General features: G+C 61.6%; 21 protein-coding genes and 2 tRNA genes. 6 read left to right on the forward strand and 17 right to left on the reverse strand.

Annotated features, from left to right (window positions below; genetic code table 11):
- Nucleotides 1-116: 116 nt before the first annotated feature.
- The 8 genes from xsc to hisC all read right to left on the reverse strand — a co-directional run bounded on the left by xsc (nucleotide 117) and on the right by hisC (nucleotide 9,110).
- Nucleotides 117-1,931 carry a sulfoacetaldehyde acetyltransferase gene (gene xsc / locus ACPJXG_RS19185; protein WP_425252021.1) on the reverse strand — a complete coding sequence of 605 codons (1,815 nt, stop codon included), beginning with the start codon at nucleotides 1,929-1,931 and terminating at the stop codon, nucleotides 117-119.
- 225 nt (nucleotides 1,932-2,156) lie between these two features.
- On the reverse strand, nucleotides 2,157-3,167 hold the full coding sequence (locus tag ACPJXG_RS19190) for a porin (protein WP_425252022.1): 1,011 nt from the start codon (nucleotides 3,165-3,167) through the stop codon (nucleotides 2,157-2,159).
- Between the two features lie 70 nt (nucleotides 3,168-3,237).
- On the reverse strand, nucleotides 3,238-4,059 hold the full coding sequence (locus ACPJXG_RS19195; RefSeq protein ID WP_425252023.1) for a thiazole synthase: 822 nt from the start codon (nucleotides 4,057-4,059) through the stop codon (nucleotides 3,238-3,240).
- On the reverse strand, nucleotides 4,056-5,393 hold the full coding sequence (locus ACPJXG_RS19200) for a D-amino acid dehydrogenase (RefSeq protein ID WP_425252024.1): 1,338 nt from the start codon (nucleotides 5,391-5,393) through the stop codon (nucleotides 4,056-4,058). Before ACPJXG_RS19200 ends, ACPJXG_RS19195 begins: the two co-directional genes overlap by 4 nt.
- A gap of 16 nt (nucleotides 5,394-5,409) precedes the next feature.
- Nucleotides 5,410-6,474, reverse strand: coding sequence for a YeiH family protein (locus ACPJXG_RS19205; RefSeq protein ID WP_082127569.1), 1,065 nt, complete (start codon nucleotides 6,472-6,474; stop codon nucleotides 5,410-5,412).
- A gap of 205 nt (nucleotides 6,475-6,679) precedes the next feature.
- Nucleotides 6,680-7,549: an NAD(P)-dependent oxidoreductase gene (locus ACPJXG_RS19210; RefSeq protein ID WP_402720739.1), complete on the reverse strand. Its 870-nt coding sequence runs from the start codon at nucleotides 7,547-7,549 to the stop codon at nucleotides 6,680-6,682.
- A gap of 63 nt (nucleotides 7,550-7,612) precedes the next feature.
- Complete coding sequence (locus ACPJXG_RS19215) at nucleotides 7,613-8,050, reverse strand: GNAT family N-acetyltransferase (protein ID WP_402720738.1); 438 nt, start codon at nucleotides 8,048-8,050, stop codon at nucleotides 7,613-7,615.
- A 4-nt stretch (nucleotides 8,051-8,054) separates the two neighbouring features.
- Nucleotides 8,055-9,110, reverse strand: a complete 1,056-nt coding sequence (gene hisC / locus ACPJXG_RS19220; RefSeq protein WP_402720737.1) for a histidinol-phosphate transaminase — start codon at nucleotides 9,108-9,110, stop codon at nucleotides 8,055-8,057.
- Nucleotides 9,111-9,301: 191 nt separating this feature from the next.
- Here hisC and ACPJXG_RS19225 point away from each other — a divergent pair, with 191 nt between their 5' ends.
- A complete protein-coding gene (locus tag ACPJXG_RS19225) occupies nucleotides 9,302-9,478 on the forward strand; it encodes a hypothetical protein (protein WP_157814808.1) in 177 nt (58 codons plus the stop codon).
- A gap of 164 nt (nucleotides 9,479-9,642) precedes the next feature.
- On the opposite strand, the gene ACPJXG_RS19230 is transcribed toward ACPJXG_RS19225, so the two are convergent.
- The 5 genes from ACPJXG_RS19230 to ACPJXG_RS19250 form a co-directional block, all read right to left on the reverse strand.
- Nucleotides 9,643-9,732 (reverse strand) — tRNA-Ser (locus ACPJXG_RS19230).
- Between the two features lie 257 nt (nucleotides 9,733-9,989).
- Nucleotides 9,990-10,079: transfer RNA gene (locus tag ACPJXG_RS19235), tRNA-Ser, on the reverse strand.
- Between the two features lie 77 nt (nucleotides 10,080-10,156).
- Nucleotides 10,157-11,446: a serine--tRNA ligase gene (gene serS / locus ACPJXG_RS19240; protein WP_425252025.1), complete on the reverse strand. Its 1,290-nt coding sequence runs from the start codon at nucleotides 11,444-11,446 to the stop codon at nucleotides 10,157-10,159.
- 147 nt (nucleotides 11,447-11,593) lie between these two features.
- Nucleotides 11,594-11,797: a hypothetical protein gene (locus tag ACPJXG_RS19245; RefSeq protein WP_034786145.1), complete on the reverse strand. Its 204-nt coding sequence runs from the start codon at nucleotides 11,795-11,797 to the stop codon at nucleotides 11,594-11,596.
- A gap of 276 nt (nucleotides 11,798-12,073) precedes the next feature.
- On the reverse strand, nucleotides 12,074-13,495 hold the full coding sequence (locus ACPJXG_RS19250; protein ID WP_425252026.1) for a PLP-dependent aminotransferase family protein: 1,422 nt from the start codon (nucleotides 13,493-13,495) through the stop codon (nucleotides 12,074-12,076).
- A gap of 180 nt (nucleotides 13,496-13,675) precedes the next feature.
- Here ACPJXG_RS19250 and ACPJXG_RS19255 point away from each other — a divergent pair, with 180 nt between their 5' ends.
- Both ACPJXG_RS19255 and ACPJXG_RS19260 read left to right on the forward strand, forming a co-directional pair.
- Nucleotides 13,676-13,966, forward strand: coding sequence for a DUF2917 domain-containing protein (locus ACPJXG_RS19255; protein ID WP_425252027.1), 291 nt, complete (start codon nucleotides 13,676-13,678; stop codon nucleotides 13,964-13,966).
- Nucleotides 13,963-14,700: an NAD-dependent epimerase/dehydratase family protein gene (locus ACPJXG_RS19260; protein ID WP_425252028.1), complete on the forward strand. Its 738-nt coding sequence runs from the start codon at nucleotides 13,963-13,965 to the stop codon at nucleotides 14,698-14,700. The genes ACPJXG_RS19255 and ACPJXG_RS19260 overlap by 4 nt, the downstream gene beginning before the upstream one ends.
- Nucleotides 14,701-14,702: 2 nt before the next feature.
- Here the strand turns inward: ACPJXG_RS19260 and ACPJXG_RS19265 are convergent, their stop codons facing one another.
- The 3 genes from ACPJXG_RS19265 to ACPJXG_RS19275 form a co-directional block, all read right to left on the reverse strand.
- Nucleotides 14,703-16,022: a replication-associated recombination protein A gene (locus ACPJXG_RS19265; RefSeq protein ID WP_425252029.1), complete on the reverse strand. Its 1,320-nt coding sequence runs from the start codon at nucleotides 16,020-16,022 to the stop codon at nucleotides 14,703-14,705.
- Between the two features lie 71 nt (nucleotides 16,023-16,093).
- On the reverse strand, nucleotides 16,094-16,750 hold the full coding sequence (gene lolA, locus ACPJXG_RS19270; protein ID WP_425252030.1) for an outer membrane lipoprotein chaperone LolA: 657 nt from the start codon (nucleotides 16,748-16,750) through the stop codon (nucleotides 16,094-16,096).
- A gap of 4 nt (nucleotides 16,751-16,754) precedes the next feature.
- Nucleotides 16,755-19,115 (reverse strand): DNA translocase FtsK, encoded by a 2,361-nt coding sequence (locus ACPJXG_RS19275; RefSeq protein WP_099380551.1) that lies wholly within the window; start codon nucleotides 19,113-19,115, stop codon nucleotides 16,755-16,757.
- A gap of 215 nt (nucleotides 19,116-19,330) precedes the next feature.
- On the opposite strand from ACPJXG_RS19275, the gene trxB reads away from it, so the two are divergent.
- The 3 genes from trxB (at nucleotide 19,331) to ACPJXG_RS19290 (ending at nucleotide 21,731) form a co-directional block, all read left to right on the forward strand.
- The gene (gene trxB / locus ACPJXG_RS19280; RefSeq protein ID WP_034758671.1) at nucleotides 19,331-20,284 is read left to right on the forward strand and encodes a thioredoxin-disulfide reductase; all 954 of its coding nucleotides are present in this window, start codon (nucleotides 19,331-19,333) and stop codon (nucleotides 20,282-20,284) included.
- Nucleotides 20,285-20,291: 7 nt separating this feature from the next.
- Nucleotides 20,292-20,966 (forward strand): Smr/MutS family protein, encoded by a 675-nt coding sequence (locus ACPJXG_RS19285; protein WP_425252031.1) that lies wholly within the window; start codon nucleotides 20,292-20,294, stop codon nucleotides 20,964-20,966.
- A gap of 135 nt (nucleotides 20,967-21,101) precedes the next feature.
- Entirely contained in the window at nucleotides 21,102-21,731 is a 630-nt protein-coding gene (locus ACPJXG_RS19290; protein WP_096234652.1) for a trimeric intracellular cation channel family protein, read from the forward strand.
- Between the two features lie 143 nt (nucleotides 21,732-21,874).
- On the opposite strand, the gene ACPJXG_RS19295 is transcribed toward ACPJXG_RS19290, so the two are convergent.
- The gene (locus tag ACPJXG_RS19295) at nucleotides 21,875-22,213 is read right to left on the reverse strand and encodes a P-II family nitrogen regulator (RefSeq protein ID WP_034758685.1); all 339 of its coding nucleotides are present in this window, start codon (nucleotides 22,211-22,213) and stop codon (nucleotides 21,875-21,877) included.
- Between the last annotated feature and the right edge of the window lie 34 nt (nucleotides 22,214-22,247).

Genomic DNA, 22,247 nt, shown 5'->3' on the forward strand with positions numbered 1-22,247 from the left:
GCGATTGCCGGGGTCATACAAGGATCGGTCAGGGTGGTGTCGGATTACGCACATGCAGATGCAGGTACCCGTAGGTTGGATTAGCCCAGAGGGCGTAATCCAACAACACCATCACATCAAACGTAATCTTTATATTTGTCCAGGTGACGCACAGGTTTGCTCAGCGCATCGCGGCGGAACGGGTCGCCCAGTTCACGCGTGCACATGATTTCAATGATGGTCGTCTTGCCTTCATTCATCTGCATGTCGATCGCCTTTTTCAGGGCCGGACCCACGTCTTCCAGCTTGTCGACCGTGATGCCTTCGGCGCCCATGGCCCGCGCAATTTCCGCAAAGCTCTGGTTGTCGAGTTCACCGGCGACGAAGCGGCGGTTGTAGAAATCGACCTGGTTTTTCTTTTCCGCGCCCCACTGGCGGTTATGGAACACCACGGCCGTCACGGGGATGTTGTGGCGCACGCAGGTCATGGTTTCCATCAAGCTCATGCCCCAGGCGCCGTCGCCCGCATACGACACGGCCGGACGGTGCGGCGCGGCCACTTTCGCGCCGATGATGGTCGGGAACGCATAGCCGCAGTTGCCAAAGCTCATCGCCGCAAAGAAGCTGCGCGGCTTTTCAAAGCGCAGGTAACTATTTGCCACCGAGTTGATGTTGCCGATGTCGGTCGACACCATCACGTCTTCCGGCATGGCTTTTTCCAGCTCGCGCAAGACCTGGCGCGGATGCAGATAGCTGCCCGGCTCTTTCTTCTGCTCTTCGATCATGTCCAGGCTGTACGCATCTTTTTCATGCGTCCAGTTCGTCAGTTCCTCTTCCCATGCCGCTTTTTCGGCTTGCACGGTGGCATAACGCTCGTCGCGCGTGGCGTCGCAGTCGAGCGTCTTGCCATCCAGGCGGGACAGGATGGCTTTCGCGGCCGCCTTAGCATCGCCGCAGATGCCGACCGAAATCTTTTTCACCAGGCCCAGCATCTTGTTGTCCGCGTCGATCTGGATGATCTTGGCATTCTTCGGCCAGTAATCCATGCCGTGCTGCGGCAAGGTACCGAATGGGCCCAGGCGCGAACCGAGGGCGACGACGACGTCGGCCTGGGCGATCAGTTTCATGGCCGCCTTGGAACCCTGGTAGCCAAGCGGACCGCACCACAGCGGGTGGCTGGCGGGGAACGAGTCGTTATGCAAATAGCTGTTGACGACGGGTGCGCCGAGGCGTTCGGCCAGGGCCTTGCATTCTTCGATGGCTTCGCCCATGACGACGCCGCCGCCCGAGATGATGACGGGGAACTTGGCCTTGGCCAGCAGTTCGGCCGCGTCGTTGAGGCTTTGCTCGCCGCCGGCGCCGCGGTCCAGACGGTTCGGCTTTGGAATCTCGGCCTTGATTTCGCCATAGAAATAGTCGCGCGGGATATTCAGTTGCGTCGGGCCCATTTCGGACATGGCGCGGTCAAAACAACGGCCCGTGTATTCGGCCATGCGGGCCGGATGGGTGACGTGGCCTTGATATTTCGTGAATTCTTCGAACATCGGCAGCTGATTCGCTTCCTGGAAACCGCCCAGGCCCATGCTCATCGTGCCGGTCTCCGGCGTGATGATGACGACAGGCGTATGCGCCCAGTAGGCGGCGGCGATGGCGGTGACGCAATTGCTGATGCCGGGACCATTCTGGCCGATGACGACACCATGGCGGCCCGAGACGCGGGCATAGCCGTCAGCCATGTGGCCGGCGCCCTGCTCGTGCACGACGGGGATCAAACGGATGCCGGCCGGCGCAAAAATGTCCATCGGGTCCATGAAGGCCGAGCCCATGATGCCGAACATGTCGGTCACGCCATTGGCGGCCAGGGTTTCCACGAACGCTTCGGAAGGCGTCATCTTTTGCGGGCCCACAGGTATCGCTGCGGCGGCGGCTTTTTGGTCGGACAAATCGGTCATGGCTCAGTCTCCTTACGGTTTTATGAAAAATCGGTATATTTTGTTCCGATATTTGAAATACATATTCAATTTAACGGTTGCGAAATGCGCTGTCAATGAAAATTCATGAAAAATCGGACTGTTTCATTCCTGAATCCGGAATCCGTGCATGTGCACCACTGCTGAAACAACAATGGCGGCTTATCCGCAACAGACAAGCCGCCATCTAGCCCTGCTTCGCCGCGCTTAGAACTTCAAACGCATGCCGGCCGTGAAGGCGCTCGAGTTATGGCCCGGCAAGGGCACGCTGCCGCCGCTCGATGCATCGCCAACGAAATTGGTGCCCGCGCCATCGTTGTTGATGCGGCCGTACGAGGTGTACAGATTCGTGCGCTTGGACAAGGCATAGGTGTAGCCGATGGCCAGCTGGCGCCCGCCGCGGCGCGCATTCGTGCGGTCATCCTTCTTGATGTAGGACGCCATCACGCTACCCGCCGCGCCCACGGGGGCCGACGCGCCCAGCATGTAGCTGCGGAAGTCCGTGCCCGCATCGTCCTTGTCCGTTTCATACGCGGCGTGCAGCTTGGCGGGGCCGAAGTCGTAGGTGCCGCCCAGCAAGGTGACCTTGGCCGTATTCAGCGGCGTGTCCTTGCGGTTATCGTGCGCCAGGGTCAGCACCAGCGGGCCGTTGGCGTAATCGATGGAAAAGTCGACGGTGCGGCCCAGCGTGTTGCTGTCCGGCTTTTCGCCGAGGCCAACCATGACGGCGGCCGACAAGCCGTTCACCTTCGGCGTCTCGTACATGATCGAGTTTTTCGTGCGCAGGCTGGCCACGCTCATCAGGTTGATCGAGGCGCCCGTCATGCCCGTCTCGAAGGGGTCGATATTGTCCAGCGCGGTGAACAGCGGGTTGTGCTGCAAGCCCAGGTTCACGGCGCCAAAGCCGCCCGACAGGCCCACGTAAGCCTTGCGTCCGAACAAGGCGCCCTGGCGGTTGGCGCCCGTATCCACGTCAAGGCCATTTTCCAGCAAGAAATTGGCTTTCAAATTGTTGCCCAGGTCTTCCGTGCCCTTGAAGCCGATGCGGCTGCCCGACTGCACGCCGGTGGCCAGCTTGGTGACGGAACCGTCCGCGCCGCCATGTTCGGACGTCAGGCCCGCGTCGAGCAAGCCGTACACGGTGACGGACGATTGGGCGCTGGCGTTACCGGCGAAGAAGGTGGCCAGGACGGCTGCCGCTACGAGTGTGTGTTTCATGTCATCTCCAGGTATTGTGGTTTTTATAAACGCTTGAAACGATAATCAACTGCCTTGCTACAAATCTGGCTCAGGCGATCAGCCCGGCCATCGGCGACGAGGGCGTAGCGCTCATGACGCCTGCTCTCCGGGGCATGCGTCCGGCCAGATAGGCCTCGCGTCCGCCCTGCACTGCCAGTTTCATGGCGCGCGCCATGCGAATCGGTTCGCGCGCCGCCGCGATGGCGGTATTCATCAGGATGCCGTCGCAGCCGAGTTCCATGGCGATGGCCGCGTCCGACGCCGTGCCGACACCGGCGTCGACCAGCACGGGGACCCTGGCTTGCTCGATGATCAGCGACAGATTCCACGGATTCAGAATGCCCATGCCCGAGCCGATCAACGACGCCAGCGGCATGACGGCGATGCAGCCGAGGTCTTCCAGCATGCGCGCCTGGATGGGGTCGTCGCTGCAATACACCATCACCTGGAAACCGTCGCGTACCAGCTCCCCGGCCGCCTTTAACGTTTCCGGCATGTTCGGGAACAAAGTCTTTTCGTCGCCGAGCACTTCCAGCTTGCACAGCGGGTGCCCGCCCAGCAGCTCGCGCGCCAGTTGCAGGGTGTAGACGGCGTCGCGCGCGTTGTAGCAGCCGCCCGTGTTGGGCAGGATCGTGTATTTCGACGGCGGGATGAAGTCGAGCAGGTTCGGCTCGCCCTTTTCCTGGCCAATGTTGACCCTGCGGATCGTGACGGTGACGATCTCGGCGCCGCTCTCTTCGATGGCCAGGCGCGTTTCCTCGAAATCCTTGTATTTACCGGTGCCCACCAGCAGGCGCGACTGGTAAGTGGTGCCGGCCAGGGTCAGGCCGGTCGGTGTTGGGCTGGGGGTGGTGGCGTCTCTCATCTTCATCTCCTGTGCAATTCATTTAAACCAGAAGTAAAATCCGGGGTCGGACCCTGAGGGTCCGACCCCAGCCTTTTCCCTTGGGTTTCCCCGCAAAACGCAAAATCGACTTCAGGCCGCCGCCCGGATACCAGCTCGGCGATCGCCCTGCCCGCGCCACAACCCATGGTCCACCCCAAAGTGCCGTGGCCCGTGTTGAGGAACAGCTGGCGGTAGCGCGTGGCGCCGATGTAGGGCACGTTAGATGGCGTCAGGGGGCGCAAGCCGGCCCAGTAGACGGGGTCGCTGTAATCACAGGCATCAGGGAACAGCGCTTGCACTCTGCGCGTGATGGCGGCGCAGCGCACGGGATTGAGTTCGCGCGTGTAGCCGTTCAGCTCGCACGTGCCGGCCACACGCAGGCGCTCGCCGAGGCGCGAAAACACCAGCTTGTGGCCGTCGTCCGTCAGCGATACGGTCGGCGCGCTGGCAGGGTCAAGTATCGGATAGGTGGCCGAATAACCCTTGCCCGGATACAACATCAACCGGATGCCCAGCGGCTGCAGCAGCGGTGCGGAAAAGCTGCCCATGGCGACCACCACGGCGTCCGCGTATTCCAGGCGGTGGCGGCCCTGCGCATCGATGCATTCCACGCCCGTGATGCGTGTGCCATCGGCCAGCAGCCGCGTCACTGTCATGCCGTACTGAAAATTCACGCCGGCAGCGGCAGCACGCGCGGCAAGCGCCGTGGTAAACAAATGCACGTCGCCCGACTCGTCGCTGGCCGTGAAATCGCCGCCCACGATGTGCTGGCGCGCATGGGCCAGGGCCGGTTCCAGCCGTATCACTTCATCAGCGCTGACGGTGTTGCGCGGGCAGCCCAGTTCGCGCAAGAGCGCGGCGCCCGACTGCGATTTATCGAACTCCTGCTGGTCCGTATAGAAATGCAAAATGCCCCGCTCGAGGTGGTCATACGCGATGCCCGTCTCGCGGCGCAAGGCTTGCAGGCTCTGGCGGCTGTACTCGGCCAGGGCGACGATCTGGCGCATGTTGCGCGACACGCGCGATGGCAGGCATTCGCGCAAATAATGCAAGGCCCACTGCCATTGCAGCGTATCAAGACGGGGACGGAACAGCAGCGGCGCGTCGTCCTTGCCCAGCCAGCGGACGACCTTGCGCAGGGTGGCGGGATTGGCCCACGGTTCCGCGTGCGAGACGGAAATCTGGCCGCCATTGCCGAAGCTCGTTTCCTGCGCGGCGCCCGCCTGGCGCTCGAGCACGCGCACGTCGTGGCCCGCCTGGCGCAAGTACCAGGCCGATGCCGTGCCGACCACGCCGGCGCCGAGGACTAGGATCTTCATGGCGGCTGGCCGTGGCTTAGCGCGTCAGCAGCACGGCGATGGCGACGAAGGCGGCGATCCACACGGTTTCCATCACCAGCATGATCACGGGACGCCAGCCCAGCGAGGCCAGCGACTGGAACGACGTTTTCACGCCCAGTGCGGCAATGGCGATGACGAGGCAGGCGCGCGAAGCGTTGTTGATCCAGCCATTCACTTCCTGCGGAATCAGGCCCAGGCTGTTGGTGATGACGAGCCAGACAAAGCCGATCAGGAAGAAGGGTACAAGCGGCGGCGCATCGACTTCGCTCTTGCCGTCCTTGCGCTTGAACATGATCGACAGGCCCAGCACGACGGGCACAAGGCAAGCGACACGCGTCAGTTTGACGAAGGTAGCGACGTCGCCCGTGTGGTTGCTCACCAGATAGCCGGCACCCACCACTTGCGCCACGTCGTGGATGGTGCCGCCAATGAACACGCCCGCTTCCGTGGGGTCGAAGCCCAGCAGCTTGACCAGCAGCGGGTAGACGATCATGGCCAGGGTCGACAAGGTCGTCACGCCCACCACCGTCAGCAGGGTGAACTTTTCGTTTTCCTTCGTTTGCGGGAGCACGGCCGAGATGGCCAGCGCGGCCGACGCGCCGCAGATGGCGACCGAGCCGCCCGACAAGATCCCTTCCGTGATGGGGCGCTTGAGCCACCTGGCCAGCAGATAGCCGAAGCCCAAAGTCGCCACCAGGCCGCCGACGACGATCAATAACGGCGTCACGCCGACCGACGCAATCTGGTTGAAGGTGATGCGCGCGCCCAGCAGGGCCACTCCCGTGCGCAACAACACCTTGCTGCAAAACTCGATGCCGGGCTTGCAGGTAGGGTCGGCCGCGAGGAAGTGGAAGGCCAGGCCGAAGAACAGCGCATACAGCAGCTGCGGGCCGCCGTAATTGCTGGAAATAAAGGTAGCCGACAGGGCGATCACCAGCGCGATGGCCACGCCGGGCCAGCTGCGCAGTACGGCGCGGGGACGCCAGATGGCAACGGCGGAAGACAGGTAGGGAATGTTCTTGTCGACAACGCGTGTTATCGCTGAGGAGTTGGTTTTCATGCGGGTCCGCTCATAATGTTTTAAAAATTGGGACATTTCATCTCGTTTTTTAATAATACACGATGAGCTAGCGAAGTCCATGCTTTTCCATGAAAATCGAAACCGGATGTTCCGGAAACTGACGTTTTAATGATATCAGCACCGTAAACGACAAGCGGCGCGGCCCTTTGCAGGGACGCGCCGCTCGCTACTGACGAGTTAAACTTTACTTTTTGTTCAGGCGGGTAATCAGGCTGGACGTGTCGTAACGGTTACCGCCCGCCTGCTGCACTTCGCCATAGAACTGGTCCGTCAAGGTCGTCACGGGCAGGTCGCTGCCATTGCGCTTGGCTTCAGCGATACAGATACCCAAGTCCTTGCGCATCAGGTCGACGGCGAAACCGAAGTCGAACTTGCGGGCTATCATGGTCTTGCCCCGGTTTTCCAGCTGCCACGACTGCGCCGCGCCCTTGGAAATCACGTCGACCACCAGCGCCGCATCGAGGCCCGCGTTTTCAGCAAAGGCGATGCCTTCGCTCAAGGCTTGCACGAGGCCCGCGATGCAGATCTGGTTGACCATTTTTGTGAGCTGGCCGGAACCCGAGGCACCCATGTAGGTGACGGCGCGCGAGAACAGGGCGATGACGGGTTCGGCCCGCGCGTACGCTTCCGCGTCGCCGCCCACCATCACCGTCAGCTTGCCGTTTTCCGCACCAGCCTGGCCGCCGGACACGGGCGCATCGAGGAAGAACACGCCTTTCTCTTTCGCCGCCGCGTGGATGGTGCGCGCCGCTTCGGCCGAAGCCGTCGTATGGTCGATCAGGATGCTGCCCGGTGCCATGGCGGACAACAGGCCGCCCTCTTCCAGGATGACCTGGTACAGGTCGTTATCGTTGCCGATGCAGGTGAAGACGAACTCGGCGCCTGCTGCGGCGGCGGCTGGCGTGGCGGCGCTGCTGCCCTTGTATTGCTCCAGCCAGGCGGCCGCGCGGGCCGGGTTGCGGTTGTACACGGTGACGTCGTGCCCGCCCGCCGCCAGGTGACCTGCCATGGGGAAACCCATGACGCCCAAACCGATGAATGCCACTTTTGCCATATTGTCCGTCCTGTCGATGAATGAATCCGATTATTGTTGCACAAACAGTCGCCGCCGGCAGCATCAAGGCGCGGGGGCGCGCCGATAATACAGGTCGAACTCTTCCTCGCCATCGGGCACGAAGCCGTGACGCACATAGAAACGGTTCGCCTCGCTGCCGCGCAAGGCGCCCACGCGCACACTCTTGCCAGCCGCATCGGCCTCGGCAAACACGCGCGCCAGCACGGCCGCGCCCAGGCCTTGCCGCTGGTATTCTGGATCCAGGTAGAGGTGGTCGAGCAGCAAATACTCCGCTTGCGGGCGCAACACATAAAAGCCTGCCAGCGCGCCGCCATGGCGCAGCTGCCAGGTGCAATCGGGATCGTACGTGGCCAGGAAACGCTGGCGCGCCCGCTGCGGATCATAGCGGCCGATGCGCTCCAGGCTTTCGCGCATGGCGGCCACGCGCAGGCTGGCCAGTGCCTCGCCATCGGCCAGGCTGGCAGGAACGACGGTCAGCATGGCGTCACAGCACTGCGCGCAACGCCGCCATCAAGGCTGCACACTCGGCCGGGTTGCCGATGCTGATGCGCAAATACTGGCTGATGCGGGGGGCATTGAAGTGGCGCACGATCACAGAACGGGCGCGCAAGCCGGCCGCCAGTTGCGCCGCGTCATGCTGCGGGTGGCGGGCAAAGACGAAGTTGGCCACCGACGGCAGCACCTCGAAGCCCAGCGCCGCCAGGTCCGCCGTCAGCTGTTCGCGGCTGGCGATGACGGCCTGGCGCGTCTGCTGGAAATACGCTTCGTCGTGCAGCGAGGCCATGGCGCCAGCCAGCGCCAGCCGGTCCAGCGGATACGAATTGAAACTGTTCTTCACTCTTTCCAGCGCCTCGACCAAGTCCGGATGTCCGAAGGCGCAACCCACGCGCAAGCCGGCCAGCGAACGCGATTTCGAGAACGTCTGCACCACCAGCAAGTTCGGATGACGGTCGACCAGGGCCACGGCACTTTCTCCGCCGAAATCCACATACGCTTCATCGACCACCACCACGGCGTCGGGATGGGCGCGCAGCAGGGTTTCCACGCCGGCCAGCGGCAAGTCGACGCCAGTCGGCGCATTGGGATTGGGGAAGATGATGGCGCCGCACGGGCCCTGGTAGTCTTGCGGGCGGATGCGCATGGCCTCGTCGAGCGCTACCGTGCGGTAATCGATGCCGTACAGCTTGCAATACACGGGATAGAAGCTGTAGCTGATGTCCGGAAACAGCAGCGGCGCATCCTGCTTGAGCAAGGCCATGAAAGCCAGCGCCAGCACTTCGTCGGAACCGTTGCCGACGAACACTTGCGCGCTGTTCAGGCCGTGGTAGTCGGCCAGGGTTTGCTTCAGTTCGCTGGCAGTGGGGTCCGGGTAGAGGCGCAGGCTGTCGTTGGCGGCTTCGCGCAACGCGGCCAGCACTTGGGGCGATGGGCCGTAGGGGTTTTCGTTGGTGTTGAGTTTGACCAGGTTGGGCAGTTTCGGTTGCTCGCCCGGGATGTAGGGGGTCAGCTCGCTGACGATGTTGCTCCAGAATCGGCTCATTGCTTTTATTGGTGGGGTCGGGATGGGAGGGGGTAGATTACCATAGGCTGAGCGGGGTCAAGGTGGGCGGCAGCGGCGAAGGCAGATATGCAACAGCGCAATAGCCGGACCGTGCACGATACCCTCGGGACACGGTTTGACAGCGCTGAAAAAAGCGCGGAGCATGGAGTGGGCAACGAGGAGATGCGGTCATGAGCGGACGGGGCGACACACAGGAGCGGGATACGGCGGATATGAAAATGGAGCATGCCGATTACGCGACAAAAAGCGATCTGGCTGCGGCCAGATCAGCCATGATTTTATGGTGCGTGGGGACGATGATTGCCATGTCGGTCGTGGCATTTGCGGTGGCGAGGCTGGCGCACTAGCTTGTTTCGTTAGTGGCGGCGCTGACGTTCAATGCCTGAATGGAGGAAAAAACGCCTTGCGCTGCGCGCTTTGGGCGGTTTTTCTACCTGGACTTTGAGCTGGTGGCTTGCATATGTGGTGGGTATAAAAAAAGCTCCCTTGCGGGAGCTTCTTCTATGTATTCTGGCGGAGAGGGTGGGATTCGAACCCACGGTACGATTTAACGTACGCTTGATTTCGAGTCAAGTACATTCGACCACTCTGCCACCTCTCCGTTTACTGCGGTCTATTCATTCAAACTGGCGTGCCGGTTTGAACGAGGCGCTATTTTAGCATGGGTGTTGTTGGGTTGGGTAGGGGTTTGTTGCTGATCTTGCTTTTGAAAAGCAAAAACCATTTGGACGATTCGGGGAGCCTCGCGCGCGTACGCGCTCGTCTTCGAATCCCACGCGTACGCCCCGCAGGGGGCGTCCTCCTTTCCGCCGCCACAAATAAAAAAAGCTCCCTTGCGGGAGCTTTCTCTATTTGTTCTGGCGGAGAGGGTGGGATTCGAACCCACGGTACGATTTAACGTACGCTTGATTTCGAGTCAAGTACATTCGACCACTCTGCCACCTCTCCATTTGCTGCGGTCTTTCCCCGCATTGCTGCGAGAAGGCAAGATTATAGCAGCCCGCAGCGAAAAGAAAAGGACTATTTTAAGCCGTCAGATGCGTCAGGCCGCCCATGTACGGGCGCAGCACTGGAGGGATCTCGACGCTGCCGTCTGCTTGCTGGTAGTTTTCCAGCACGGCGACCAAGGTGCGGCCCACTGCCAGGCCGGAGCCGTTCAGGGTATGCGCCAGTTCCGGCTTGCCGGCGGCGTTGCGGAAACGCGCCTGCATGCGGCGGGCCTGGAAGGCTTCGCAGTTCGACAGCGACGAAATCTCGCGGTAGGTGTTTTGCGCCGGCAGCCACACTTCCAGGTCGAAGGTCTTGGTGGCGCCGAAACCCATGTCGCCCGTGCACAGCGACATCACGCGGTATGGCAGGCCCAGGCGTTGCAAGATGGCTTCCGCATGGCCGACCATCTCGTCCAGCACCTGGTACGAGGTGTCCGGATGCACCACTTGCACCATTTCGACTTTATCGAACTGGTGCTGGCGGATCATGCCGCGCGTGTCGCGACCATAGCTGCCCGCTTCCGAGCGGAAGCATGGCGTGTGGGCCGTCATTTTCAGGGGCAGTTGATCGAGCGCCAGGATTTCATCGCGCGCGATGTTGGTCAGCGACACTTCCGAGGTCGGGATCAGGTAGAAGGTCTCGCCCTCGCCTTCCGCGCCGCCTTTTTTCACCGAGAAGAGATCGGCTTCAAATTTCGGCAGCTGGCCCGTGCCGCGCAGCGAATCGGCGTTGACCATGTACGGCGTATAGCATTCCGTGTAGCCGTGCTCGTCCACGTGCGTGTTGAGCATGAATTGCGCCAGCGCACGGTGCAGACGGGCGATGCCGCCCTTCATGACGGAGAAGCGCGAACCGGTCAGCTTGGTGGCCACTTCGAAGTCGAGGCCCAGCGGGCCGCCCACGTCGACGTGATCCTTGACTTCAAAGTCGAACGTGCGTGGCGTGCCGACCTTGCGCACTTCCACATTGCCCGACTCGTCCGTACCCAGCGGCGACGATTCATGCGGCAGGTTCGGCACGGCCATGATGAAATCGCTCAGCTTGGCTTGTACCACGCTCAGGGCCGTTTCATCGGCTTTCAGTTCATCGCCCAGGCCGGCCACTTGCGCCATCACGGCCGAGGTGTCTTCCCCCTTGCCTTTCAACATGCCGATTTGCTTGGACAGCGCGTTGCGCTTGCCCTGCAGCTCTTCGGTGCGCGTCTGGATCGCCTTGCGTTCGGCTTCGAGGGCGGTAAAACCTGCCACGTCGAGCTGGAATTTGCGCGTCGCCAGGCGTTCTGCGACGGTGGCGATGTCTTTACGGAGAAGTTGGATATCTATCATGGGTGGATGGCGGTGCCGATGTATCGAAAGCACTCATTGTACCAAGACCCGTTCAGTTCTTTAGGAGTTTTGCACATGGCCGGCCATCGTCATGGCGGCATGGCTGGGCACTCGCGCCCGCTTTGCGGCTGCTGCTTAGTTTAGCGCTTAGATAAAGGCGGCTTTTTCGGCAGCGGTCAGGCGGCGGGCGCTGACGGTGACGACGGGCATCGTGCTGTCGGCAGCCTGGGCGATCACGGTGCTGCTGGCGCTCACTTCCACGGTATTCGCGCCGGCGGTGGCGAAGCTGGCGCCGATGGCGATGATGGCGGCGGCGACAAAGGTGATTTCCATGTTTTTCAGTGCGTTCATGATGTGACTCCTGGTTAGTTTGTTTCGTTGACTGCTGCTGGTATGGTGGTACTTTAGCCAACGGCCACGAACAACGCCACCGGCTTGCGACCAGCAGCGAAAAACAGGGAGCGAACGGTGAAAAACGGGGACTGAAGGGAAAACAAGGGAATGAACAACGCCTGACAAAACCGTAGCGAGCGGCAGTGATTTGTGGCTAAGAAGCGCAACCGTGCTAGAGCACGGTGAGCATCGCAGGCCGCAAAGCGCGCCGCGCAGTAGGTTTTGACAGGCGTTCTACAAGGCGTCCTTGACCAGACGCCCTAACCGGCTGATAGCCTGCTCGATGCGCGGCGTCCATGCATTGCCGCAATTGAGACGCAGATAATTGCCGAACTTGCCCGAGGCCGAGAACAGCTGGCCCGGCATATACGCCACGCCGTCCGCGATGGCCGGGCCATGCAGGGCCAGCGCATCGACTTGCGGCGGCATCTGCACCCACAGCACGAAACCACCCTGCGGCTCGGACAGCATGCAGTCCGCCGGAAAGCTGGCCGCCACGGCGTCGGACATGCGGGCGATGCGCTGCACCAGGGTGCGCCGCATCTTGCGCAGCTGCTGGTCGTAGCTGCTGCCTTCCAGAAAGTCGGCCAGCACGGCCTGGAAGAAATGGCTGGTGGCGCCGCTCGACACAGTTTTCAGCAAGGCCACTTCCTGCGCGAAACGCCCGGCCAGCACGTAACCGACGCGCGACGCAGGGGTAATCGCCTTGGAAAACGAGGAGCACAGCAACACATTGCCGCTCGTATCGTAGGCCTTCACGGGCCACGGCCGCTGCGGGGCAAAGCACAGGTCGCCATAGACATCGTCTTCCACCAATGGAATATTGAATTCAGACAGCAGCCCCGCCAGCCGCTTCTTGTTTTCCTCCGGCATGACGCAACCGAGCGGGTTATTGGCGTTCGGTACGAACAGGCAGGCTTGCACGAGGCCGGCGCGCAAGGCCAGTTCCAGCGCATCGAGCGACGGCCCCGTCTTCGGGTCGGTGGGAATTTCCAGCGCCTTCATGCCCAGGCTTTCGATCATCTGCAGCAGCACGAAATACGTGGCCGACTCGATGGCGATGGTGTCGCCCGGCCTGGCGACGGCGCGCAGGCACAGGCTGATCGCTTCCGTGCAGGAATTCGTCACGACGATCTCGTGCGGATCGAGCTTGCCCCAGTCCAGCGCGCGGCGCGTCACCTGGCGCAAGAAATTGCCTTCGCTGACGTCGTAACAGCTGACCTTGCTCAATAAAGCGGGCTCGCGCCGCGCGACAAAGCTGATGGTGCGCTGCATGCGCTTGATGGGCAGAATCTCGTCGGGCGGCCAGGCCGTGCCCAGCTGCACGATATTCTCCGTCTCGTTGTCCTTCAGCACGCGCATCAACAGATTGTTGATGCCGACAAAGGCCGGCTCCTTCAAGTGCTGCGCGTCCGCGCTGCACGGGCGGCGCGGCGCGCGGTGACGCACGAAATAGCCGGACTGCGGCCGCGCATCGACTTGCCCCCGGTCTTCCATCAGGCGCAAGGCTTGCATCACGGTGCTGATGGAGATGCGCTTTTGCTGCGCCAGGTGGCGGATCGATGGCAGGCGGTCGCCGGGCGCGAACACGCGCGAGTCGATCAGCGCGCCCAGCTCGTTGGCCAGGTGCTCGTACAGATTCAAATGCGCGCTCATGTTCATCCCTTCAGTATGCGGCTGCCGCGCGGGGCCGGCACAGATACAGTTGCCGATTTTTTTGACAAGCACAGTGTACGGCAAGGGGCACTGTATGCATCACAATTTCGTTTTTCTGCATCTGTCATGCTTCACCGCAAGGGCCTAAGCTGTTCCTGTCAGCAAAACAGGAGCGATGCCATGCATACCGACCATGAATTACGCAGCGAACAGCCCTTGCGTCTGGAAAAAGCGCATGCCAGGGTCATCGAATGCCTGTCCGGCACGGCGTGGATCACGGCCTACGCCCAGTTCGAGGATTGCGTGCTGCGCAGCGGCGAACGCTATACGATACCGAATGACGGCCTGGTGCTGGTCGAAGCCGTAGGCAGCGGACACATCCGCGTGCATGGCACAACCACACCCCGGCCCACCCTGCTGCGCTGGCTGCACCTGGCACTGCCTCACACACTGAATACAAGGAATACATGAGCCAAGAACCACTGCGCGTCCTCGTCACGGGCGCCGCCGGCATCATCGGCACCGCTTTCTGGAAGCGCCGGCACGGGGAATTCTCCCTGCGCCTGGCCGACCTGCACACAGGCAAGCTGGCCGAAGCGCCCTGCCCATCCATCGAGCTCGACGTCAGCGACTATGCGGCCTGCCTGGCCACCTGTGCCGATATCGATGTGGTGTTGCACCTGGCCGGCGTGCCGCACGCCGGCGCCGATTTCGATGCGCAATTGCTGCAGCCGAACATTGTCGGCACGCACAACATCTTCCGCGCGGCACAGGCGCAAGGCGTGAAAAGAGTGGTGTTTGCCAGCAGCGCGCAAGCCATCGAGGGCTATCCGCTGGACGTGCAAGTGCAGGAAAACATGCCGGCCCGTCCGGCGAACATGTATGGCGCCAGCAAGGCCTTCGGTGAAGGCGTCGCTTCCGCGTTCGCCCACCAGCATGGCATGACGGCAATCGCCGTGCGCATCGCCAACGTGGCCAACTTTGCGCCAGGGCAAGAGCACAGCGCGCGCGACATCGCCGCCTTCATCAGCGAGCGCGACGTGGTGCAGTTGCTGGCCCGCTGCATCGTGGCGGATGTGCCGGCCGGCTACCATGTCGTGCATGGCGTGTCGGACAACCGCTACAAGCGGCTAGCCATCGAAGCGACGCGCCGGCTGGTCGGCTACGCGCCGCAGGATGACGGTTTTAGCTTGCTGGGACTGTAACCTCAGCCCTTGCCGGCTGGTTTTCCTGCTTTTCTGTCCAGCTCGCGCAACCATGCCAGCTTGTCGGCGATCTTGCTTTCAAGTCCGCGCGGCACGGGCTGGTACCAGCCCGGTTCCGCCATGCCATCCGGAAAATAGGTTTCGCCGGCCGCATACGCATCGGGCTCGTCATGCGCATAGCGGTAGGCATGGCCGTAGCCCAGTTCCTTCATCAACTTTGTCGGCGCATTGCGCAAATGCACGGGCACTTCCTTCGACTTGTCCTTCTTGACAAACGCCATGGCCGTATTGAACGCGTTGTAGCCGGCATTGCTTTTCGCGGCAATCGCCAGGTAGATGACGGCCTGGCCCAAGGCCAGCTCACCTTCGGGCGAACCGAGGCGTTCATACGTTTCCGCCGCATCATTGACCATGGTCAGGGCACGCGGGTCGGCCAGGCCGATGTCTTCCCAGGCCATGCGCACGATGCGCCGCGACAAATAGCGCGGGTCGGCGCCGCCGTCGATCATGCGGCAAAACCAGTACAGGGCCGCATCGGGATTCGAGCCGCGCACGGACTTGTGCAGGGCGGAAATCTGGTCATAGAAATTATCGCCGCCCTTGTCGAAACGGCGTGAATTCAAGGTCAGTGCATTATCGACGAAGGCCGCGTCGATCTTGGTCGTGCCCGTCGAACTGGCGGCCGTCTCGGCCTGTTCCAGCAAATTCAGGAAACGCCGCGCATCGCCGTCCGCATAGCCGATCAGGGTATCAGCTGCCGCCTCATCAAAGCTCAAGTGCGTCAGGGCCGTCGATTGCGCCTTGGCCAGCAACTGTTTCATCTCGTCTTCGTTGAGCGATTTCAACACATACACTTGCGCGCGCGACAGCAGCGCCGAGTTCACTTCAAAGCTGGGGTTTTCCGTCGTCGCGCCGATAAACGTCACCAGGCCCGATTCAACGAAGGGCAGCAAGGCGTCCTGCTGCGACTTGTTGAACCTGTGAATCTCGTCGACGAACAGCAAGGTGTGCTTGCCGAACTGGTCCAGGCTGTGACGTGCCTGGTCCATGGCCGCGCGGATATCTTTGACACCGGCAAACACTGCCGACAAGGCGATGAATTCGCTGTCGAACGCGTTCGCCATCAGCCGTGCCAGCGTCGTCTTGCCCACGCCGGGCGGCCCCCACAAGATCATCGAGTGGGCCTTGCCGGCCTCGAACGCGAGGCGCAGCGGCTTGCCCACGCCCAGCAGGTGCGTCTGGCCGATGACTTCGTTCAGGGTGGCTGGCCGCAAGGCTTCGGCCAGCGGCTGGCGCGGTGCGGTGGAAAAGAGATCCGCCATAATGAGTTACCTAATAAGAATGCAAAAGCCCCGCATTGCTGCGAGGCTGGTCAACAGCAAGACGTCAACAATCAGTTATTAATGACGTCCGCGCCTTTTGGCATCACGAATTTGAAATGGTTCGCGGCCAGCGCCGGATTTTTCTGGAAATTCTTGAACGCCAGCACCGACGTCTGCCCGAACGAATCGCGCAATTCCATCGCTTCCGGCACGCCATTGCGCAGGCCGATGGTGATTTCATCGAACGTCGTGTCCTTGGCTTTCGGCGTCGCCTTCAGCCATTCCAGGCCATCGCGCGTGCCCGCTTCAGCCAGGGTGAAATTCTTTTCCAGGTCGTTGCTGCCGAACAAGATGGCGGCCGGCGAGGAGCCGAGCGCGTCGCCCAGTTTCTTGACCGTTACCTGGCTCAGGTCCTTGTCGTAGATATACAGTTTGTCGCCATCGGCTTGCAGCAGCTGCTCGTACGGTTTCAAGTACGTCCAGATGAACTTGCCCGGACGGGCAAACTCGAACGTGCCGCTGGCCGGTGTCGACACTTTCGACTTGCCGCTGGCGTCCGCCTTCTTGACTTGCCGCTGCACGAACTCGCCCTTGGCCGACTTGGTGCCGGCCGCAAAGCTCTTGAACTGTTCCAGCGCGCTGGCCGAGGCGCTGGCCGCGAACAGCAGGCCGCAGGCAACGCTGGCCGCGCCGATCATCATTTTTGCTGCGAAAGTATTGCTTTTCATTCCGTTACCCTTGTTCGGCACTTGCCGCCGGCACCAGGATTTCCCGGTTGCCATTGGATTGCATGGTTGATACCACCCCGCTCTGCTCCATCTGCTCGAGCAGACGGGCGGCGCGGTTGTAGCCGATGCGCAAATGACGCTGCACCAGCGAAATCGAGGCGCGGCGGTTTTTCAGCACCACCGCCACCGCCTGGTCGTACAGGGCATCGGCCTCGCCGCCGCCCTCACCCGGCGCGCCGCCTTCGGCGCCGTCGCCTTCCAGGGTGCCGCCTTCGAGGATGCCCTCGATGTAATTCGGTTCGCCCTGCAGCTTCAGATGGCTGACAACCCTGTGCACTTCTTCATCGGACACAAACGCGCCGTGCACGCGCATCGGCAAACCGGTGCCGGGCGGCATGTACAGCATGTCGCCCATGCCCAGCAGGGTTTCCGCGCCCATCTGGTCAAGAATGGTGCGCGAGTCGATCTTCGACGACACCTGGAACGCGATACGCGTGGGGATGTTCGCCTTGATCAAGCCCGTGATCACGTCTACAGATGGGCGCTGCGTGGCCAGAATCAAGTGCAAACCGGCGGCGCGCGCCTTTTGCGCGATACGCGCGATCAATTCCTCGACTTTTTTGCCTACGACCATCATCAAATCGGCCAGCTCGTCGATGATGATGACGATGGTCGGCAGTTTTTCCAGCGGTTCCGGCGAATCCGGCGTCAGGCTGAACGGATTCGGGATGTGTTCTTCGCGCTTTTTCGCGTCGGCAATCTTGGCGTTATAGCCGGCCAGGTTACGCACGCCCATCTTGCTCATCAGTTTGTAGCGGCGTTCCATCTCGTTCACGGCCCAGTTCAGCGCGTGGCCAGCCTGGCGCATGTCGGTGACGACGGGCGCCAGCAAGTGCGGAATGCCTTCGTAGACGGACATTTCCAGCATCTTCGGATCGATCAAAATCAGGCGGACGTCGAGCGGGTCGGATTTGTACAGCAGCGACAGAATCGTCGCATTGATGCCGACCGACTTACCGGAACCGGTGGTACCAGCCACCAGCAAGTGGGGCATTTTCGCCAGGTCGGCCACGACGGGCTTGCCGGCGATATCCTTGCCCAGCGCAATCGTCAGGCTGGACACGCCATCGTTGTAGACCTTGGAGCCGAGGATTTCCGTCAGGCGCACGATCTGGCGCTTGCTGTTCGGCAGCTCCAAGGCCATGTAATTCTTGCCGGGAATGGTTTCCACCACACGGATGGAAGTCAGGGATAGCGAACGGGCCAGGTCGCGCGCCAGGCCGACGATCTGGCTGCCTTTGACGCCCGTGGCCGGCTCGATTTCATAGCGCGTCACCACAGGGCCGGGGTAAGCGGCCACTACCTTGGCATCCACGCCAAAGTCCGACAATTTCTTTTCGATCAGGCGGCTCGTAAACTCCAGGGTTTCCACGGAAACCGTCTCCACCACAGGTGGCGCTTCATCGAGCAAGGACAGCGGCGGCAGCTTGCCGTCGCCGGGGGTTTCAAACAGATGCGCCTGGCGCTCCTTTTCCACGCGCTCGGATTTCACGACAGTGACCACTTGCGGCTCGATCTTGACGGGCGGCGCGGCCACATGTTTTTCCACATGCTTGGCCCGCTCGATCACCACCACTTCGTCGCGGCGCACGGCAGCCACTTCGCCCTGGCGGCGGTCTTCGCGGTCCTGGTAGCGCAGCACAAACCAGTTGAAAGCGTCTTCGATGGCGCCGCCGATGCGTTCGGCCACTTGCAGCCACGATACGTGGAAGAACAGGGAAAAGCCCAGGCCGAACAGCAGCAACAGTAATAAAGTGGCGCCCGTGAAACCAAAGGCCACGTGGGCCGAATGGCCCACCAACTGGCCCAGCACGCCACCGGGATCGCGCGGCAGCTGCACGTGCAGGCTTTTCGCCATGCGCAGGTATTCCAGGCCCATGCTGCCGATCAGCATGATGGAGAAGCCGACGATGCGGATCAGCATCTCGACGTGGTGCTCGCGCTCCACCTCTTCCTCTTCCAGCAGGAAGCGCTTACTCAGGCGACGATAGCCATGCCACACCGTACGCAGCAGCCACACGCACCACCACCAGGCGGAAAAGCCGAAGATATATAGCAACAGATCGGAAAAGGTCGCGCCGAGCTTGCCGCCCAGGTTGGCGACCTTGTCGACGTTGGTGGCGTGCGACCAGCCGGGATCGAGCTTGTTGAAGCTGGCCAGTATCAGCACGAAATACAGGGCAAACGCGGCCAGCGCGAACCAGCGCGCCTCGGACAGCAGCCGCACCAGCCGGTTGGGCAGGGGCCGGCGTTCGACCGGTTTTCGGGTGTAGCTATTTTGATTGGCCTGGGCTGGTTTAGTCATTCTGGGAAGCGCTGCAAGGTGAAAAATGTTTCTGAAAGGGAATTTCCCATAATAAGGAAGTATTCTAAGCCATATATGCCCCGGACGGCCCCACGATTCGTCGCTACAGGCGGCTTGGTCTATAATCGTGGATTGCTTGCGCAAGCGCAATACGCCCTTGTTCTTCGCGCGTATGCCCCCAATTCGGATAGACCCCACTCATAGAGAAGCCTCCCATGACCACTACCAAACACGCCCGCGTTTTGATCCTCGGCTCCGGCCCAGCCGGCTACAGCGCCGCCGTCTACGCCGCCCGCGCCAACCTGAACCCGATGCTGGTTACCGGCGTGGAACAGGGCGGCCAGTTGATGACCACCACCGACGTGGAAAACTGGCCCGGCGACCCGATGGGCGTGCAAGGCCCGGACCTGATGCAGCGCTTGCTGCAGCACGCCGAGCGTTTCAATACGGAAATCGTGTTTGACCACATCCACACTACTTTCCTCAATGAAAAGCCGATCCGCCTGAAGGGCGACAGCCACGAATACACGTGCGACACCTTGATCATCGCCACGGGCGCATCCGCGCAATACCTGGGCCTGCCATCGGAAGCGGAATTCATGGGCAAGGGCGTGTCCGCCTGCGCCACCTGCGATGGCTTCTTCTACCGCAACCAGGAAGTGGCCGTTGTCGGCGGCGGCAACACGGCCGTCGAAGAAGCGCTGTACCTGTCGAACATCGCCAATAAAGTCACCCTGATCCACCGCCGCGACAAGTTCCGCGCGGAAGCGATCCTGATCGACCGCCTGAACGCCAAGGTTGCCGAGGGCAAGATTGTGTTGAAATATAACCACACTCTGGATGAAGTGACAGGCAACGAAGGCGGCGTGACGGGCCTGAACATCAAGTCCACCATCGATGGCAAGGTCGAAGCGCTCTCCGTGCACGGCGTGTTCATCGCCATCGGCCACAAGCCGAACACGGGCATCTTCGAAGGCCAGCTGGACATGCACAACGGCTACATCAAGACCAAGACGGGCCTGGAAGGCATGGCCACCGCCACCAGCGCACCGGGCGTGTTCGCCGCCGGCGACGTGCAAGACCATATCTACCGCCAGGCCATCACCAGCGCCGGCACGGGTTGCATGGCAGCACTGGATGCCCAGCGCTACCTGGAAGGCCAGGAGTAAGCGTCGCATGGCGTCGATGAAAGACTTTGCCGACCTGAAAGCGGTCAGCAAGCAGCTCAAGGAGCAGGCCGATGCACGCGCGCAAGCCGCGGCTGAGCGCGCCCAGCAGGTCAAGGTGCAGGCCGTGGAGAGCAATCTGTTCAAGGCCAGCATCGGCGGCGTCAAGCGCCTGCCCGAGTCGGACCGCTACGTGCCCAGCCTGCCCAAGACGGGCACCATGGCGGCCCAGCAGCCGGCGCGCAAGTTGTCTCCGGAAGAGGACGATGCGGCCGTGCTGCGCGAGTCGCTGTCGGACTTGTTCGAAGTCGACCATTACCTGGAAAACGATCCGGCCCTGAACTACGCCCGCCCCGGCGTGGGACCGGATGTGATCAAGAAGATGCGCAAGGGGCACTGGCCCATCCAGGATGAGCTGGACTTGCACGGCTTGCGCCGCGACGAGGCGCGCGACGGCATCGGCGCCTTTTTGAACCAGGCGACGCGGCGCAAGCTGCGCTGCGTGCGCGTCATCCACGGCAAGGGTTTTGGCTCGAAAGGCCAGGAACCGGTCTTGAAATCGATGGTGCACAGCTGGCTCGTGCAAAAGGATGAAGTCATCGCCTTTTGCCAGGCGCGCCGCTCCGAAGGGGGCGATGGCGCGCTGGTCGTATTGCTTTCTTCCGCCCTGCAGCCCATCCGCTGAGCACCGCAGCAAGAAATTACAATTCAGTAACAAGTTAGCTCTCGCACACGGCCCCGTTTGTCACCATTCGGGGCCGTGTCATGTTAACCTGTAACAATTATTTCCTGCTTAGCGTCTCGTGCACGCGCTCCACCCATGATGCCACCCCAATTGCCGCCTGGCTCGCTGATCAAGATCATTGAGGTCATCGCCATCCTGGTGGGCGCGTTTTCCGGCTTCATCGAAGCGCGCCGCAAGCGCATGGACCTGGTCGGCGTGTTCGTCGTGGCCTTCATCACGGCATTTGGCGGGGGGACTTTGCGCGACATCCTGCTCGACAAGCGGCCGTTGTTCTGGGTTTCGCACCAGGAATACGCGATTCTCATCTTCGTGCTGGCCCTGACGGCCGCGCCCCTGATCCAGCACTTGCGCCAGATCGTCTCGGAACGCCTGATCGTCATCGCCGACGCCATCGGCCTGGGCATGTTCGCCATCGCGGGTGTGGCCGAAGCGACGCGCGCCGGCATGCCGCTCTTCATCGCGTCGATGATGGGGGTGATTACGGGGATTTTCGGCGGCGTGATGCGCGACATCGTCTGCAACGAAGTACCGATGGTGTTCCGCGACGGCAAACCGTACGCCATCTGCGCGTTTTTCGGCTGCTGGGCTTATTTATTGCAGATGCACTTCGGCGCCCAGCACGACTTCGCGCTGTGGACCAGCGCCAGCGGCATCACGATTTTGCGCCTGATATGCTGGAAATTCGATATGCGGCTGGGGCGTTGATACGCCAAGCGGCAACGTTGTTGGCGAGGCATGTCGGCTTACGCGCGGGCGCGCTAAGCCGACCTACGGCCAGATAAGCGATACATCGCGTAGGTCGGATCAGGCTCGAAGAGCCGTAATCCGACAACACTGTTGACCCAGACTTACACCGCGTCCGGGCCCGTCTCTCCGGTGCGAATACGGATCACCTGCTCCACATCGCGCACGAAGATCTTGCCGTCGCCAATCTTGCCCGTGCGGGCCGCCTTGATGATGGCGTCGACCACCAGTTCCGACACGCTGTCGTCCACCACCACTTCCACTTTGACTTTCGGCAAGAAGTCGACCACGTACTCGGCGCCACGGTACAGCTCGGTATGGCCTTTCTGGCGGCCAAAGCCCTTCACTTCCGTCACGGTCAAGCCCGTCACGTTCACATCGGCCAGGGCCTCGCGTACTTCGTCGAGCTTGAATGGTTTGATGATGGCGGTAATCTGTTTCATGGCTTTCTCCTTATTGGTAATCGTCAGTTCTTCA

The sequence above is a fragment of the Janthinobacterium sp. NFX145 genome (assembly GCF_049810325.1).
GTDB lineage: Bacteria > Pseudomonadota > Gammaproteobacteria > Burkholderiales > Burkholderiaceae_D > Janthinobacterium > Janthinobacterium rivuli.